Source organism: Pseudomonas sp. BIGb0278 (assembly GCF_024809895.1).
Classification (GTDB): domain Bacteria; phylum Pseudomonadota; class Gammaproteobacteria; order Pseudomonadales; family Pseudomonadaceae; genus Aquipseudomonas; species Aquipseudomonas shirazensis.
Window position 1 is genome coordinate 669,800 of the sequence record NZ_JANUEL010000001.1, and the last position, 16,168, is coordinate 685,967.

Sequence of the window (16,168 nt, forward strand, 5' to 3'; positions counted from 1 at the left end):
CTGAATATTTGCGATCCGTTGGAACTAACTACACTGGGGTATCTCTATCATGGCAGCGGTCGCTTCAGGCTGGGCATTGTAAGGTGCGCGCCGCCTGATTAGACTGCGCCGAATTTCGTACGCTAAGCCCTTGTTAAGGACGTATATGATCAAGAAATGCTTGTTCCCGGCAGCCGGCTATGGCACCCGCTTCCTGCCAGCTACCAAGGCCATGCCCAAGGAAATGCTGCCAGTGGTAAACAAGCCACTGATCCAGTATGGCGTCGAGGAGGCACTGGATGCCGGCCTGAGCGAGATCTCCATCGTGACCGGTCGTGGCAAGCGCGCGCTTGAAGACCACTTCGACATCAGCTATGAGCTGGAAAACCAGATCAAAGGCACCGACAAGGAAAAATACCTGGTCGGTATTCGCCGTCTGCTCGACGAGTGCTCGTTCTCGTACACCCGTCAGACCGAAATGAAAGGCCTGGGCCATGCCATCCTGACCGGCCAACCGCTGATCGGCGACGAGCCGTTTGCGGTCGTGCTGGCGGACGACCTGTGTGTCAACCTCGACGGCGATGGCGTGCTGCAGCAGATGGTCAAGCTGTACAACCAGTTCCGCTGCTCGATCGTTGCCATTCAGGAAGTCGATCCGCAGGAAACCAACAAGTACGGCGTTATCTCTGGCGAGATGATCCGCGACGATATCTACCGTGTTAACAGCATGGTAGAGAAACCAGCACCGGAAGATGCCCCGTCGAACCTGGCCATCATCGGCCGCTACATCCTGACCCCGGACATCTTCCAGAAGATCCGTGAAACCGAGCCAGGCAAAGGCGGCGAGATTCAGATCACCGACGCGCTGATGAAGCAGGCGCAGGAAGGCTGTGTGATCGCCTACAAGTTCAAGGGCAAGCGCTTTGACTGCGGTGGCGCCGAAGGTTACATCGAGGCGACCAACTTCTGCTTCGAGAACTTCTACAAGGCTGGCAAGGCTTACTAAGCCTGCAGGCTTGCAGCCCGTATGAAAAACAGCCACCCTCTTGGGTGGCTTTTTTGTGGAGTCTGGATTGTGACTTACGATTTTGATCTGTTCGTGATTGGTGCCGGTTCCGGCGGTGTGCGTGCCGCGCGATTCGCGGCGGGTTTTGGCGCCAGGGTCGCTGTGGCCGAGAGCCGCTACCTGGGCGGTACCTGTGTCAACGTGGGCTGCGTGCCGAAAAAGCTGATGGTGTATGCCGCCCACGTCGCTGACGAAATGGAGCAGGCTGCCGGCTTCGGCTGGACGCTGGAAGAGGGGAACTTCGACTGGGGCACGCTGATTGCCAACAAGAATCGCGAAATCGAGCGGCTCAATGGCATTTACCGCAACTTGCTGGTCAACAGTGGGGTGACCTTGCTTGAAGGCCATGCGCGACTGACGGGCGCCAATGAAGTCGAAATAGACGGTCAGCGCTACTCAGCCAAGCATATCCTCATCGCTACCGGCGGTTGGCCGCAGGTGCCGGACATCCCTGGCAAAGAGCTGGCGATCACATCCAACGAGGCGTTCTTCCTCAAGCAGCTGCCCAAGCGCATTCTGGTTGTCGGCGGCGGCTACATCGCGGTCGAGTTTGCCGGCATTTTCCAAGGGCTTGGCAGCGCCACCAGCCTGCTTTATCGCGGCGACTTGTTCCTGCGCGGCTTCGACGGCTCGGTGCGCACTCATCTCAAGGACGAATTGGACAAGCGCGGCGTTGACCTGCAGTTCAATAGCGACATTCAACGGATCGATCAGCAGGCAGATGGCAGCCTCAAGGCCACCCTCAAAGATGGCCGTAAGCTGCTCACCGACTGCGTGTTCTACGCGACAGGCCGCCGGCCGATGCTGGACAACCTTGGCCTGGAACACACGGGTGTGGAACTCGACGAGCGTGGCTTCGTGCGTGTCGATGATCAGTACCAGACCACTGAGCCTTCTATTCTGGCAATTGGTGATGTCATCGGTCGAGTCCAGCTCACCCCTGTGGCGCTGGCTGAAGGCATGGCCGTTGCGCGGCGTCTGTTCAAACCGGAGCAGTACCGACCGGTGGATTACCGGAACATCCCCACCGCGGTGTTCAGTCAACCGCCGATTGGTACGGTTGGGCTGACCGAGGAACAGGCCATTGAGGCGGGTCACAAGGTGCGAATTTTCGAAAGCCGCTTCCGAGCAATGAAGCTGACCCTCACCGAGATTCAGGAGAAGACCCTGATGAAGTTGGTGGTGGACGCCGATACCGACAAGGTGCTGGGTTGTCACATGGTCGGGCCAGACGCGGGAGAGATCATTCAAGGCCTGGGTATTGCGCTCAAGGCAGGCGCGACCAAGGCGCAATTCGACGACACTATTGGCGTGCACCCTACAGCGGCCGAAGAGTTTGTAACCATGCGCACGGCAATGCGCTGATCCTGCTGGTGGGGTGAGGGGCCGACCTGCCATCTGGAGGGGGCAAGCCGGCACACTCAGGTCGACCTCAGCGTGCAGTTCTGGAGCGGTTTCCGCGGCCTTGGCAGCCAGCCGGCGGCGGTCGACTTCGAGTTGCGGTTGCGCTGCCAGCCGAGCACAAAACGACGGTCAGTGCAGGTGCTAGCGCAGCTCGAAGATGCCAGCGGTGGTGGCGCAACTGATCACCTGCAACTTGCCGGCGAATCAAGTGCTACGGGCCTGGTGGTGCGTCTGATGCGCAGTGATGGCGGCTTGCTGCAGTTGGGCACCACTCGGCATAACTTGGCCAGAGTGCGACCTGGGGACGACTTTGTGCGGATAGGCCTGCGTGCGGCGTATGTGCAGATTGCGCAGAGCGTTCGGCCCGGAGTGGCTAGGGCGCGTGCCACTGTGCTGCTTTCCTATGAATGAAAGGATCTATCGGAATGAGCTGCTTATAGCCAAAACCAATCAGCAGCATGAGCTTTGCCAATGAGCCATCGCCGGTTCAGGTGGTTAGTATTCTCCCCGTCAACCACTTCTTAATCCCATGACGGAGCTTCTCTCATGCCTATCATCAACAGCCAGGTCAAACCGTTCAACGCTACTGCCTTCCACAACGGCGAATTCGTTCAGGTCAGCGAAGCCGACCTGAAAGGCAAGTGGGCTGTCGTGTTCTTCTACCCAGCTGACTTCACCTTCGTCTGCCCGACCGAACTGGGCGACCTGGCCGACAACTACGCCGAGTTCCAGAAGCTGGGCGTGGAAATCTACGGTGTGTCGACCGACACCCACTTCACCCACAAAGCCTGGCATGACACTTCGGAAACCATCGGCAAGATTAAATACCCGCTGATCGGTGACCCGACCCACGTCATCTCGCGCAACTTCGACGTGCTGATCGAAGAAGCTGGCATGGCTGATCGCGGTACCTTCGTGATCAACCCAGAAGGCCAGATCAAGATCGTCGAAATCAACGACGGTGGTGTAGGCCGCGACGCCAGCGAGCTGCTGCGCAAGGTCAAAGCTGCCCAGTACGTTGCCGCTCACCCAGGCGAAGTCTGCCCGGCCAAGTGGAAAGAAGGCGAAGCCACCCTGGCACCATCGCTGGACCTGGTTGGCAAGATCTAAGATCGTGCGCCAGTCGCGGGCGGTGAACAGCCGCCATAGCTGAAGTCATCACCGCCCCGCCAAACGCCCGGGCACTTTTGCCTGGGCGTTTTTGTTTACCCTGATTGCTCAAGGAATCGCCCGTATGTTGGACGCCACGCTTAAATCGCAACTGAAAACCTACCTGGAGCGGGTCACCCAGCCGATCGAGATCGTAGCCTCCCTCGACGACGGTGCGAAGTCACGTGAAATGCACGACCTGCTGGTGGAAATTGCCGGCCTGTCGGACCTGATTACCTTGAATAAGGACGGCAGCGACACGCGCCGGCCCTCGTTCTCGCTGAACCGCCCGGGTGCTGATATCAGCCTGCGCTTTGCCGGCATCCCCATGGGCCACGAATTTACCTCACTGGTGCTGGCACTGCTGCAAGTCGGCGGCCATCCGTCCAAGGCCAGTGCCGAAGTGATCGAGCAGATCCAGGCGCTGCAAGGCGACTTCACTTTTGAAACCTACTTCTCGCTGTCGTGCCAGAACTGCCCGGACGTAGTCCAGGCGTTGAACCTGATGGCGGTGCTCAACCCGAATGTGAAACACGTGGCCATCGATGGCGCGCTGTTCCAGGACGAGGTTGAAGCACGCAAGGTCATGGCCGTGCCGAGCATCTACCTCAACGGCGAAGTGTTTGGCCAGGGCCGCATGGGCCTGGAAGAGATTCTTGGCAAGATCGACACCAGCTCTGGCACACGCCAGGCCGAGAAGATCAACGCCAAAGACGCTTTCGATGTGCTGGTGGTGGGCGGTGGCCCCGCCGGCGCCGCAGCTGCAATCTATGCTGCGCGCAAAGGCATCCGTACCGGCGTTGCCGCCGAGCGTTTCGGCGGCCAGGTGCTCGACACCATGGCGATCGAGAACTTCATCTCGGTGCAGGAAACCGAAGGGCCAAAACTGGCCTCGGCGCTGGAAGAGCACGTCAAACAGTACGACGTCGACATCATGAACCTGCAGCGCGGTGAGGCATTGATCCCGGCTGCTGCTGGCGGCCTGCACGAAGTGCGGCTGGCCAGCGGCGCTTCGCTGAAGGCCAAGACCGTGATCCTTGCCACCGGTGCACGCTGGCGCGAGATGAACGTGCCTGGCGAGCAGCAGTACCGCGCCCGCGGTGTTGCCTACTGCCCACACTGCGATGGCCCGCTGTTCAAGGGCAAGCGCGTGGCGGTGATCGGTGGCGGCAACTCAGGTGTGGAAGCGGCCATCGACCTCGCCGGTATCGTCGCTCAGGTGACATTGATCGAGTTCGACAGCCAGCTGCGTGCCGATGCGGTGTTGCAGCGCAAACTGCACAGCCTGGCCAACGTCAAGGTGATCACCAGTGCGCTGACCACCGAAGTGTTGGGGGATGGCGAAAAGGTCAACGGCCTTCGTTACAAGGACCGCAATAGCGATGAGCTGCATGACATCGCGCTGGAAGGGATCTTTGTACAGATCGGCCTGCTGCCCAACACCGATTGGCTCAAAGGCACGGTCGAGCTGTCGCCGCGTGGCGAGATCATCGTCGACGCCAAGGGCCAGACCAACATCCCTGGTGTGTTCGCTGCCGGGGACGTCACCACCGCGCCGTACAAGCAGATCGTGATTGCGGTGGGCGAGGGTGCCAAGGCCTCGCTGTCCGCCTTCGATCACCTGATCCGCAGCTCGGCGCCGGCCTGACGTAGACGCCTGCTGCGCTGGCTGGGTTCAGCCTTCCAGCAGCGTCAGGCGTTCTTCCAGTGCTGCAATTCGTGCCTCCAGCGCGCTGATACGTTCTTCAGCGATGCTAGGGGCCGAATTGCGTTCAGCGCCGCCTTGCTGGCGCGCCGCAAGAATAGCCTCGATCTCTGCCGGATCACCCAGCGCGTGGGTATAGCGGTCTTCCCGCTGCCCAGCCTGACGCGGCAGGTGAACCGCTAGCTCACGTGAAATCAAGCGCTCGAGCTGATGCTGGACCTGTTGGTCATCCTCGAACTCATGCAAGCGGTTGCTGCGGGTCAACAACTCGTTGATCGTCTGCGGCCCGCGCAAAAACATCAAACCCATCAGCACCAGCTGCGCGGGCACCAGTTCCAGCGCCTTGTCGACGCGTTGCTCCCAGCGGTCGGCGCGACTGCCCATCTGCAGTTTGGTAAAACCACGCCCTTCGAGCGCCCGCAGCGCCTGGCCAACCTGGCCCTGAGAGAGGTTCATCACCGGTTCGCGGCTGGTTTTCTGGTTACAGGCAACCACTAGCGCGTTGAGGGTCAGGGGGTAGGTTTCAGGGCTGGTGGCCTGCTTTTCGATCAGCGATCCGAGGATGCGGATCTCGGTGCTGTTGAAGCGGCCTTCACTGGCGTTGTGTTGTTCTGACATGGCCCTGTCTCGTTGCGAGGAAAGGCCACTAGCCTAGGTAAAGCGGCGCCGTTAAGCAATTGCCAGCGGCGCCGCCTTATCACTCAGGCTGCGCGTCGCTCCTGGGCCTCACAGGCGGCGGCGGTGAAGATCACATCGGTCGAAGAATTCAGCGCCGTTTCAGCCGAGTCCTGCAGCACACCGATGATGAAACCGACGGCGACCACCTGCATGGCGATTTCACTGGGAATGCCGAACAGGCTACACGCCAGTGGGATCAGCAACAGAGAACCACCGGCTACGCCCGATGCGCCGCAGGCACACACCGCAGCCACTACGCTGAGGAGCACGGCAGTGGGCAGATCGATACTGATGCCCAAGGTATGCACGGCCGCCAGGGTCAGCACGGTGATGGTGATCGCCGCGCCGGCCATGTTGATGGTTGCGCCAAGCGGGATCGAGACCGAGTAAGTATCTTCATGCAGGCCGAGTTTTTCCGACAGTGCCAAGTTGACCGGGATGTTGGCGGCCGAGCTGCGGGTGAAGAACGCCGTGATGCCGCTCTCGCGCAGGCACATCAGCACCAGCGGGTAGGGGTTGCGGCGGATCTTCCAGAACACGATCAGCGGGTTCATCACCAGCGCGACAAACAGCATGCAGCCGATCAATACCGCCAGCAGGTGCAGGTAGCCAAGCAGGGCGCTCAGCCCCGACTGGGCCAAGGTCGCTGCGACCAGGCCGAAGATCCCCAGCGGCGCAAAACGAATGACCACGCGCACGATATAAGTCACCGCATTGGACAGGTCGTCGACTACAGTGCGGGTGGCCTCGCTGGCATGGCGCAGGGCGATCCCCAAGCCGATGGCCCAGGTCAGTACGCCGATGAAGTTGGCATTGAGCAGCGCCGCTACCGGATTATCGACAGCGCTGAGCAGCAGGTTCTGCAGCACTTCGGTGATACCGCCCGGAGCGCTCAGCGACGCCTCACTGGCGCTGAGCAGCAGGGTCGAGGGGAACAGCATGCTGGCGATCACGGCGACCACGGCTGCGCCAAAGGTGCCCAGCAGGTACAGCCACAGGATCGGCCGGATATGGGTTTGCTGGCCGTGCTTGTGGTTGGCGATCGAGGCCATCACCAACACGAACACCAGCACGGGCGCTACCGCTTTGAGCGCACTGACGAAAACCTTGCCGAGAAACGCCAGGTCCAGCGCCACGGCAGGCGCGAGCAAGGCCAGGGCGATGCCGGCGATCAGGCCGATGACGATCTGGGTAACCAGGCTGGTGCGGGTGAACAGGCGAAGAACAGGCAGCATGTGCAGCGAATCTCAGGGATTTGGACGGGCGCGACTGTACCATAGACCAGCGCTCCCGGCCGCTACCTACCAGTGGAACAACTCTTTGCGCGCACCCTCGGTAATCGCGACGATCCCCGGGTGCTTGACCTTGCGCTCTACCGAGATCGCATAGAACGACTCGTTGACCGCCTCGGTATGGCCGATCAGCACCACTGCATATTGGCGGCACACCTCATCGGCAATCACGCTGGGCGCAACGAAAATGCCGCTGCCGGACTGACCAAAGGCCTGCATCAAGGCACTGTCATCGAACTCACCGACGATCCGCGGCTGCACCTGCTGCTCGGACAGCCAGCGCAGTAAGCGGCTGCGTACCACTGTCTCCTGACCTGGGATCAGCAACGGCGCATCATTCAGACAGGCCGGAAATGCACCCGAGTATTCTGCCGCCAGAGCTGGGGTGGCAAAAAAGCTCAAGCCGCATTCGCCGAGTTTCTGGCTGTAGCCTTTGATATCCAGATGGCTGGGCATGGGGCTGTCGGAAATCACCAGGTCCAGACGCTGGATGGCCAGGTCGGCCAGCAGCCGCTCGAGCTTGTCCTCCCGGCAATTGATGCGCAGGGCACCGTCCAGCTCCATGGTCGGCGCCAGCAAGCGATAAACGATGGACTTGGGGACCACATCGGCAACGCCGACGCGGAACAGGATCTGCTCCTGCGGCCCAGCGCGCAGCATGGTCTCGAGCTCGCTGCCGATCTGGAACATCTGTTCGGCGTAGATCAGCGTCTGCCTGCCGCTCTCGGTCAGCTCAAGCTGACGCCCGACACGCTGGAACAATTCCAGACCGTGGGTCTGCTCGAACAGGCTGATCTGCCCACTGATGGTTTGCGGCGTCAGATTCAGCTGCTCACTGGCGCGGGCAATACTGCCGGTGCGTGCGACTACCCAAAAATAATGCAGCTGCCGGTAATTGAGCATGGTTGTTTCCGGATTCGTAAAAAACGAAGTATAGCCGCTAAAAAAACGAATTTTCCGGATGTTTCCGCTTCATTAGAATGCCTTTCATCAGGCGCCACGTGCTGCCCGGACATGACAAGTGAGGATCCCATGCTACAACTGAAATCCATCGGTACCCCGTTGGTGCTTGCGCTGGCGCTGTTCAGCCTGGCCGGGTGCGATCAGGCTGAGAAATCTGCCCAGCAGGTGCTCGATCAGGCGGCGCAGTCTGCCAAGCAGGCCATCGACAAGACCAATGAAGCCGCTCAGCAAGCGTTGAATGACGTCATTGGCGGCGAGGGTGAGAAATCGGCCAAGCCAGCCGATGGCGAAGGCAAGACCCAGGACATCTGACCCACAGCTGCGAACATAGCCCTAACATAGCCAGAAACAGGATTGATTCATGGAATATTTGCTGGAACTCGCCGCAAGCCCGACCGCCTGGGTAGCTTTGGCCACATTGGTGGCAATGGAAGTCGTGCTCGGTATCGACAACCTGATCTTCATCTCGATCCTGACCAACAAGCTGCCTGTCGAGTACCGCTCCAAGGCGCGCCGGATTGGTATCAGCATGGCGTTGATCATGCGCCTGGCGTTGCTCAGCACCGTGGCCTGGATCGTTCAGTTGACCGATCCGGTAATCGAGATCTTCGGCAATGCCTTCTCCTGGAAGGACATGATCCTGATCGCCGGTGGCCTGTTCCTGCTGTGGAAGGCAACCAAAGAGATCCACGAGAGTGTCGATCCGCACGGTGCCAAGCATGAGGCCACGGTCTCGTCCACCGTGACCCTGGGCTTCGCCGCAGCGATCTTCCAGATTCTGCTGCTGGATATCGTGTTCTCGGTCGACAGCATCATCACCGCAGTTGGCATGACCGAGCACTTGCCGATCATGATCATCGCTGTGGTGGCAGCTGTTATCGTGATGATGGTGGCCGCCGATCCGCTTGCCAACTTCATCAACGACAACCCGACCGTCGTGATGCTGGCCTTGGGCTTCCTGATCATGATCGGCATGACCCTGATCGCCGAAGGTTTCGGTGCCCATGTGCCTAAAGGTTATGTATATGCGGCGATGGCGTTCTCGACTGCGATCGAGATGCTCAACATCTTTGCTCGCCGCGCTCGCCTCAAGCGTGAGGCTGCACAGGAGTAAGGTGCGCGGGGCGCTTGGCGCCCCATTCGCAATGGCAGTTTCATCAAGCGACCGCGTATGCTTTCAAGCTGCGCGGTTTTTTGTTTTGCACTGATGCGATATCAGTGCGCTGCAGCGGGCTGACGGGCGCGTTGCACGGGCAAGGGCTTGGCCTTGGCCTGAACCGGCAGTGGATGATGCGAATGCCTGCGGACAATGCGCAGAACGCCCCATAACATGGCAGCGGCCACACTCAGCCACATACCTACCAACAGCAGAATTCCCATAGTCAGGCTCATGTGTGCCTCCTTCTCTCGGGCTTGCCCCAGGCTTACCTTCCAGATACTTACTTAGTCTAGCGCTACCCTCATGACGTTCAATTGAGCTTAGGTCGAACCCTTGGTCCGATTTGTTACTAGCCTGCGTCGGGCTATTCCTGCGCGCGCGTCCGCCCTATGATCAGAGACCATCGCCGGATGCCAGACCGGCTTCAGACAAGTGAGTGTCCATGTTGCAAGCTTCCCGCAAGTCGTTGCTCAACCCTTCACAGCGCCTGCTCGCTGCATGCCTGCTGGCGGCCAATCTGGTTGGCTGCGCCGGCGCGCCTCCAGCGGATGTAAAAGGCTTGCCGCAGCGGGTCGAGATCAGCAGCGTGCCGTTCTTCCGCGGCAACGCCAATCACAGCGGCGCCATGGCGCTGGCGGTCATGCTCTCGCAGCAAGGCATTCGGATCACCCCGGGCTTGCTCGACAAGCCGCTGAAGCTGCCTGAAGCAGCCGAAGCGCTGGAAACATCGATCCCGCCTGTGGCGCGTGATTACGGCATGCTGGTGTATCCGCTGGACAAGCGTCTGGATGCATTGCTCGCCCAGGTGGCGGCGGGCAACCCGGTGCTGCTGCGTTATCAAGAGGGTTCGGCGTGGTGGAGTGAGCCGCGCTATGCGGTACTGGTCGGCTATGACAGCTATAAGCAGCGGGTGCTGCTGCGTGCAGGGATGCAGCGGCGGCAGATGATGTCGTTCGACGCTTTTGCCAAGGCGTGGGCGGCGCAGGGTAGTTGGGCAGTGTTGATACAGCCACCGCAGCAACTGCCTGCACAGGTTGATCGCCAGCGCTGGTTGCAAGGCGCCGATGAACTGGCCCGGGCAGGGCAGGAAATGGCGGCCAGACAAGCCGTCAGCAGCCTCGGCCAGCCCTGAACGCAAACGGCCGGCGCTGATGGCCGGCCGTCTTCATCCGCTATGGATCAGAAGCCCAGACGATCGCGCAGGCTGTAATACCACGCACCCATGGCGCTGAATGGTACCCGCAGCAGTTGGCCACCCGGGAACGGGTAGTGCGGCAGGCCGGCGAATGCGTCAAAGCGTTCGGCCTGGCCGCGCAGCGCTTCGGCCAGGACCTTGCCCGCCAGGTGGGTGTAGGTAACGCCGTGGCCGGAGCAGCCTTGCGAGTAGTAGATGTTGTCGCCTATCCGGCCGACCTGAGGCAGACGCGACAGCGTCAGCAGGAAGTTGCCGGTCCAGGCGTAGTCGATCTTGACGTCCTTGAGCTGCGGGAATGCCTTGAGCATCTTCGGCCGGATGATCGCTTCGATGTTGGCCGGGTCGCGTGCGCCGTAGACCACGCCGCCGCCGAAGATCAGGCGCTTGTCGCCGGTCAGGCGGTAGTAGTCGAGCAGGTAGTTGCAGTCCTCGACGCAGTAGTCCTGCGGCAGCAGGGTACGTGCCAACTCATCGCTGAGTGGCTCGGTGGTGATCACCTGAGTACCGCATGGCATCGACTTCGAGGCCAGCTCCGGCACCAGGTTACCCAGATAAGCGTTGCCGGCAACGATGATGTACTTGGCGCGGATCTTACCCTGCGGGGTGTGCACGACAGGGTTGGCGCCGCGCTCGATGCGTATGGCTGGGGTTTGTTCATAGATCACGCCGCCCAGCGACTCGACCGCAGCCGCTTCGCCCAAGGCCAGGTTGAGCGGGTGAATATGGCCGCCGCTCATGTCGAGCATGCCGCCTATATAGCTTTCGCACGCGACCACTTCACGGATGCGCTTCTGGTCCATCAGCTCCAGTTGGGTGTGGCCATAGCGTTCCCACAGGCGTTTTTGCGATTCCAGGTGGGCCATCTGTTTGGGCGTGATGGCCGCGAATACGCCGCCGTCCTTGAGGTCGCACTGGATGTTGTACTTGGCTACGCGCTCGCGGATGATACGCCCGCCTTCGAAGGCCATCGCGCCCAGCAATTTTGCTTCGCGCGGGCCAACAGTGCGTTCGATCACGTCGATGTCACGGCTGTAGCTGTTGACGATCTGGCCACCGTTGCGGCCGGATGCACCAAAGCCAACCTTGGCAGCTTCGACGACGGTAACCTTGAAGCCGTTCTCCAGCAGGAACAGTGCGCTGGACAGGCCTGTATAGCCCGCACCGATTACGCAGATGTCGGTTTCCACCTCACCCAGCAGCGCCGGACGTGGCGGCACCGGGTTGGCCGAGGCGGCGTAGTAGGACTGTGGGTAGGGGGTATTAGCCATGCTCGAGAGACCTCGTGTTTTATATTTTTAACGAATGTACCGATGCTATCAATAATAATAAACACCCGCTAGTCGTACGGTGAAAATCCTTTACGCAGCGGTGGCGCGTGACTATTAGTAAATATTTTTATGATTCAGTGGCTTAGCGTGGAAAAAACAGTTGACAGGGTTTTTGGATTCCGTAGAATGCGCCCCACGACAGGCACATAGCTCAGTTGGTTAGAGCACCACCTTGACATGGTGGGGGTCGTTGGTTCGAGTCCAATTGTGCCTACCAAATCGAAAAGGGGTGATCCGTAAGGGTCACCCTTTTTTCATTTGCGCTGCCGTTGGTTGCTGATACTGGTGGTCGACCAGAGTCTCAGGGGCGTGCGCCAGAGTTCGCCGCTCGGTGGCGCAAAGGTTTTGATTTTCTTCAAAAAAAAGCTTTACAGGGGTGCGCTTCACTCGTAATATGCGCCCCACGACAGGCACATAGCTCAGTTGGTTAGAGCACCACCTTGACATGGTGGGGGTCGTTGGTTCGAGTCCAATTGTGCCTACCAAACTTGAAGAGGGCGATCCGAAAGGGTCGCCCTTTTTGCATTTGCTTCGCGCCTGAAACACCCTGCGGCAGCCTGCCCATCGGCGCTAGCCAGCCATCATGGTAGAATCCGCGCCTTCGATTCTGGAGTTAGACGCGTGCGTAAACTTGCGGTGGTAACAGCAATGCTGGCCTTGGCGGGCTGCAACAATGAAGTGGATGGCGTGCACAAACAGGTGGCCGAACACCTGAGTAATCCCAAGACCGCCAAATTCGCCAACGTGCGCTTCGATACCGATGGCTCGATCTGCGGTCAATTCCGTGGCAAGGACGCTGACGGCAAATTCGAGGCTTACCGCAGCTACGTTGCAATCAAGCGGGATGGCCAGTACCAGATCATCGTCGACGAAACCGGCGACGACCTGCGCATCCGCGAGATCTGTGGTGGTGCCGAGCTGCAGCGTCGCGCCGAAGCCCTGGCCGATCAGCCGGCGCCAGAGGGCTGGGATGTCGAGGTGGTGCAGGGGCCGAACATGGGGGCTCTGAGCGACATGACTGCGCGCCTCATAGAGAAGGGTATTCCCTCTTCGGTCGAGTACCGTGATGGCAAGCCGGTGGTGCTGCTGGGTCCATTCGCGACCAAAGAAGAGGCGCAGGCGCGCAAGGCCGATGTGATGGCGCGTCAAGGCACTGACTCTGTGGTGATCCAGCATGGCGCCCAGCGCTGATAAGTGACTGATGAGGCAGGCGGGCTGTGCCTGAACGCGATCGTTGGCTATGCTTGGCTAAGCGGGCGCTGAACAGGGAGGGGTCGCATGTCTACACTGGAACGGGCCATCGCTGTAGCCGCCAAAGCCCACGAGGGGCAGTACGACAAGGGTGGGGCGGCCTACATTCTTCATCCGCTGCGGGTGATGATGCGGGTGTCCACACCTGAGCAGCGTATTGTCGCTGTACTCCACGATGTACTCGAAGACACGTCCCTGACGGTATCAGACCTCGCTCTTGAGGGTTTCCCGCTGAAAATCCTCGCCGCCTTGCTCTCGCTGAGTCGACGTCCTGGCGAGAGCTATGAGGCGTTTGTGATTCGGGCAGGCGCTGACCCTCTGGCACGAGAGGTCAAGCTGGCTGATCTGGCCGATAACAGCGACCTTAGTCGCATCGCCTGCCCAGGTCCCGCTGACCTTGCCCGGCTCAGCCGCTATCAACATGCCAGTGCCTATCTGCAAACCTTGACTTGAACGCTGGCCTCGGTTGCGCTGTCTACTTTATCTGGCGCATTTACCCGCTTGGTCGGTAATATGCCCGACCTTGAAGCTGGGTAACTCAAGAGGTAGCAATGGATCGAGAAGGCCCTGCGGTGCGGGTCGAAGCGATGGTCAGGCCCGACCGTCTTCAGGTTTTCCCGACTGATGCCTCGGAGCGTCTGCAACTGGCTCTCGACGCTGGCGCGATTATTGGTACCTGGCTGTGGGACATTCGCAACGACTGCGTGACGGCTGACGAGCGCTTCGCCCGCTCATTCGGGCTGTCTGCAGAACGCTGCACCAGCGGCATTCCGATCTCCGAGGCGTTCGCCTCCATCCACGAGCAAGACCGCGAACGGGTTGGCCGCGACATCGAACAGGCCATGGCTCGCGGTGGGCGCTTTCGCTGTGAATATCGTGTTCGCCAAGACGACGGCTGCTATCGCTGGGTAGAGGCCAATGGTCGCGCCGAGCTCGATGAGCAGGGCATGGCTGTGCGCTTTCCAGGCGTGCTGATGGACATTGAGGGGCGGCGTGTTGCCGAAGCTGAGCGCGATCGCGCAAACGCCTTGTTGCGCACGTTCACGGCGGCAGTGCCTGGCGTGGTGTACGCCAAGGACCGCCAGGGACGGATGCTGGTCGCCAACCACGGCACTACGCAGCTGATCGGCAAGCCTCCCGAGGTTTACCTCGGCAAGACCGACCTGGAGTTTCTTGAAGACGAAGCGCAGGCGCGCCAGGTCATGGCGAACGACCAGCGCATCATGGACAGCGGTCAGGCTGAGCAGATTGAAGAGCGGGTCGACATGCCGGACGGTTCTGTAGCCGTATGGCTGTCAGTGAAGGCGCCGTTGCTGAGCGACGCCGGTGAAGTGATCGGTTTGATCGGCTCCTCGATGGATGTCACCGCGCGAAAGAACGCCGAATCCGCCTTGCTCGAGCTAAATCGTACGTTGGAAGTCCGCATCAGCGTCGCCGTTGCCGAGCGCGAGGCGGCTCAGGCTGCGCTGCGTCAGGCACAGAAGATGGAAGCTGTGGGCCAACTGACCGGGGGTATCGCTCACGATTTCAACAATCTCCTGGCCGGCATCAGCGGTAGCCTCGACTTGATCAGGCTGCGTTTGAATCAGGGGCGCACGGCCGATCTGGAGCGTTACCTGGGCGTTGCTCATGGTGCCGCCCAGCGCGCGGCTGCCCTTACCCATCGCCTGCTCGCGTTCTCCCGTCGGCAGACGCTGGTGCCGGTCGAGACTGATGTGCATGCCTTGATTGGCGGCATGGAGGAGCTGATCCGGCGTACGGTCGGGCCGGCAATCAGCCTGAAGGTGGAGTTGGCAGCGCAGGCCAGTGCTTGTCTGGTCGACCCGGCGCAGGTTGAAAACGCCTTGCTCAATCTGTGTATCAATTCGCGCGATGCCATGCCGGGTGGCGGCAGGATTCTGATAAGCACTCGCGACCAGCGGCTGACGACTGGGCCCGAGCTTGATCCAGAGTTGAGCCCCGGCAACTACCTGAGCATTTGCGTGGCGGACAGTGGTACCGGCATGAGCGCCGAAGTGCTCGGCAAGGCCTTCGAGCCGTTCTTCACGACCAAGCCGGTTGGCGCCGGTACCGGGCTTGGCTTGTCGATGATCTATGGCTTTGCCAAGCAATCCGGTGGTCAGGTGAGGATCGAGTCAGAGCCGGGCAAAGGCACGCGGGTGCTGCTGCAGTTGCCGGGCCACACCGCTGCGGTGGACGCCCCGCAGGTGCAACCTGGCGAGTGTGCCGAGCCCACGGCCGCAGCTGGCGAAACGGTTTTGGTGGTCGATGACGAGTCCTCCGTGCGCATGTTTGTCAGCGAAACCCTGGGCAGTTACGGCTATGTGGTGATCGAGGCGGCGGACAGCCTGGCAGGGTTGCAACTGCTGCGTTCGGACATCCGCATTGATCTGCTGGTGACCGACATCGGTTTACCCGGCGGGCTTGACGGGCGGCAGATGGCGGAGGCGGGCAGGCAATCGCGGCCTGACCTGCCGGTGTTGCTGATGACGGGCTATGCGCAGCCTGAAGTGCTCGATCGTCAGCCGCTGGAGTCGACCATGGCGATACTGACCAAGCCATTTGCCCTCGAGGCACTGACCTCGCAGGTCAATGCCTTGCTCAGGCCGCAAGCGGGCGATGCTACCGCCAGGGCTTGAGTCCCTGCTCAGTCTTCCTTGGGTACAGTCCAGAAGATCTGCACGCCGCCATCATCCCGGTAGGCAAGGGTGACATTGTCGTTTTCAGCGATCTCTTCGAGTAGCGTTGCCCAGTCATCCGGCAACTCGTGCTCCAGCCGAAAGATCAACGCAGACTTGCTGCGCTGGGCGGTAGGGCTGTTTATGATTTTCTGAATGCGCTCGCCCAGTTGTTGGTATGGGCTGGGGGTGGCTTGAGAGGCAGCGGCCATCGGGGTGTTCCTTGTTGTGCTGTATGTGCGTACAGTATTTCACTGCAGGCAATTTCGCAACAACCTCGTGAGCCTTGGCCCAAGTGACTGTCGCGGGCCATGCAGCCCG

The 16,168-nt window shown here is 60.4% G+C and carries 17 protein-coding genes and 2 tRNA genes; 13 read left to right on the forward strand and 6 right to left on the reverse strand.

The features are described 5' to 3' along the window. Positions 1–145: 145 nt before the first annotated feature. From galU to ahpF, 5 genes are all read left to right on the forward strand, one after another. Positions 146–985, forward strand: coding sequence for a UTP--glucose-1-phosphate uridylyltransferase GalU (galU, locus tag M2396_RS02910; protein WP_101320675.1), 840 nt, complete (start codon positions 146–148; stop codon positions 983–985). A gap of 69 nt (positions 986–1,054) precedes the next feature. Further along, positions 1,055–2,410: a glutathione-disulfide reductase gene (gene gorA, locus M2396_RS02915; RefSeq protein ID WP_259072936.1), complete on the forward strand. Its 1,356-nt coding sequence runs from the start codon at positions 1,055–1,057 to the stop codon at positions 2,408–2,410. Between the two features lie 33 nt (positions 2,411–2,443). After that, positions 2,444–2,860 (forward strand): fimbrial protein, encoded by a 417-nt coding sequence (locus tag M2396_RS02920; protein ID WP_259074212.1) that lies wholly within the window; start codon positions 2,444–2,446, stop codon positions 2,858–2,860. A gap of 135 nt (positions 2,861–2,995) precedes the next feature. Next, positions 2,996–3,559 carry an alkyl hydroperoxide reductase subunit C gene (gene ahpC, locus M2396_RS02925; protein WP_101320669.1) on the forward strand — a complete coding sequence of 188 codons (564 nt, stop codon included), beginning with the start codon at positions 2,996–2,998 and terminating at the stop codon, positions 3,557–3,559. Between the two features lie 124 nt (positions 3,560–3,683). After that, complete coding sequence (gene ahpF, locus M2396_RS02930) at positions 3,684–5,246, forward strand: alkyl hydroperoxide reductase subunit F (RefSeq protein WP_259072937.1); 1,563 nt, start codon at positions 3,684–3,686, stop codon at positions 5,244–5,246. A gap of 27 nt (positions 5,247–5,273) precedes the next feature. Here the strand turns inward: ahpF and M2396_RS02935 are convergent, their stop codons facing one another. The 3 genes from M2396_RS02935 to nhaR form a co-directional block, all read right to left on the reverse strand. Beyond that, positions 5,274–5,921, reverse strand: a complete 648-nt coding sequence (locus tag M2396_RS02935) for a YceH family protein (protein ID WP_259072938.1) — start codon at positions 5,919–5,921, stop codon at positions 5,274–5,276. 83 nt (positions 5,922–6,004) lie between these two features. Beyond that, complete coding sequence (gene sstT / locus M2396_RS02940) at positions 6,005–7,216, reverse strand: serine/threonine transporter SstT (protein WP_101320663.1); 1,212 nt, start codon at positions 7,214–7,216, stop codon at positions 6,005–6,007. 66 nt (positions 7,217–7,282) lie between these two features. Then, positions 7,283–8,176, reverse strand: coding sequence for a transcriptional activator NhaR (gene nhaR, locus M2396_RS02945; protein WP_150568842.1), 894 nt, complete (start codon positions 8,174–8,176; stop codon positions 7,283–7,285). Positions 8,177–8,305: 129 nt separating this feature from the next. Between nhaR and M2396_RS02950 the strand changes: the two genes are divergently transcribed. Together M2396_RS02950 and M2396_RS02955 are read left to right on the forward strand one after the other, a co-directional pair. Then, positions 8,306–8,548: a hypothetical protein gene (locus tag M2396_RS02950; protein WP_150568843.1), complete on the forward strand. Its 243-nt coding sequence runs from the start codon at positions 8,306–8,308 to the stop codon at positions 8,546–8,548. Positions 8,549–8,597: 49 nt separating this feature from the next. Then, on the forward strand, positions 8,598–9,350 hold the full coding sequence (locus tag M2396_RS02955; protein ID WP_101320657.1) for a TerC family protein: 753 nt from the start codon (positions 8,598–8,600) through the stop codon (positions 9,348–9,350). Between the two features lie 101 nt (positions 9,351–9,451). Here the strand turns inward: M2396_RS02955 and M2396_RS02960 are convergent, their stop codons facing one another. Beyond that, the gene (locus M2396_RS02960) at positions 9,452–9,628 is read right to left on the reverse strand and encodes a hypothetical protein (RefSeq protein WP_178080773.1); all 177 of its coding nucleotides are present in this window, start codon (positions 9,626–9,628) and stop codon (positions 9,452–9,454) included. 209 nt (positions 9,629–9,837) lie between these two features. Here M2396_RS02960 and M2396_RS02965 point away from each other — a divergent pair, with 209 nt between their 5' ends. Then, positions 9,838–10,527 (forward strand): peptidase C39 family protein, encoded by a 690-nt coding sequence (locus M2396_RS02965; protein ID WP_259072943.1) that lies wholly within the window; start codon positions 9,838–9,840, stop codon positions 10,525–10,527. Between the two features lie 47 nt (positions 10,528–10,574). Here M2396_RS02965 and M2396_RS02970 read toward each other — a convergent pair whose 3' ends face one another. Beyond that, the gene (locus M2396_RS02970; protein WP_101320652.1) at positions 10,575–11,858 is read right to left on the reverse strand and encodes an FAD-binding oxidoreductase; all 1,284 of its coding nucleotides are present in this window, start codon (positions 11,856–11,858) and stop codon (positions 10,575–10,577) included. Between the two features lie 200 nt (positions 11,859–12,058). Between M2396_RS02970 and M2396_RS02975 the strand changes: the two genes are divergently transcribed. The 5 genes from M2396_RS02975 (at position 12,059) to M2396_RS02995 (ending at position 15,808) form a co-directional block, all read left to right on the forward strand. Continuing rightward, positions 12,059–12,135: transfer RNA gene (locus M2396_RS02975), tRNA-Val, on the forward strand. A 191-nt stretch (positions 12,136–12,326) separates the two neighbouring features. Continuing rightward, a tRNA-Val gene (locus M2396_RS02980) sits at positions 12,327–12,403 on the forward strand. A gap of 136 nt (positions 12,404–12,539) precedes the next feature. Further along, a complete protein-coding gene (locus M2396_RS02985) occupies positions 12,540–13,109 on the forward strand; it encodes an SPOR domain-containing protein (protein WP_101320650.1) in 570 nt (189 codons plus the stop codon). Between the two features lie 87 nt (positions 13,110–13,196). Then, positions 13,197–13,622, forward strand: coding sequence for a GTP pyrophosphokinase (locus M2396_RS02990; protein ID WP_101320648.1), 426 nt, complete (start codon positions 13,197–13,199; stop codon positions 13,620–13,622). Between the two features lie 134 nt (positions 13,623–13,756). Continuing rightward, positions 13,757–15,808 (forward strand): PAS domain-containing sensor histidine kinase, encoded by a 2,052-nt coding sequence (locus M2396_RS02995; protein ID WP_259074213.1) that lies wholly within the window; start codon positions 13,757–13,759, stop codon positions 15,806–15,808. An 8-nt stretch (positions 15,809–15,816) separates the two neighbouring features. Here the strand turns inward: M2396_RS02995 and M2396_RS03000 are convergent, their stop codons facing one another. After that, positions 15,817–16,059 (reverse strand): DUF1654 domain-containing protein, encoded by a 243-nt coding sequence (locus M2396_RS03000; protein WP_101320644.1) that lies wholly within the window; start codon positions 16,057–16,059, stop codon positions 15,817–15,819. Positions 16,060–16,168: the final 109 nt, after the last annotated feature.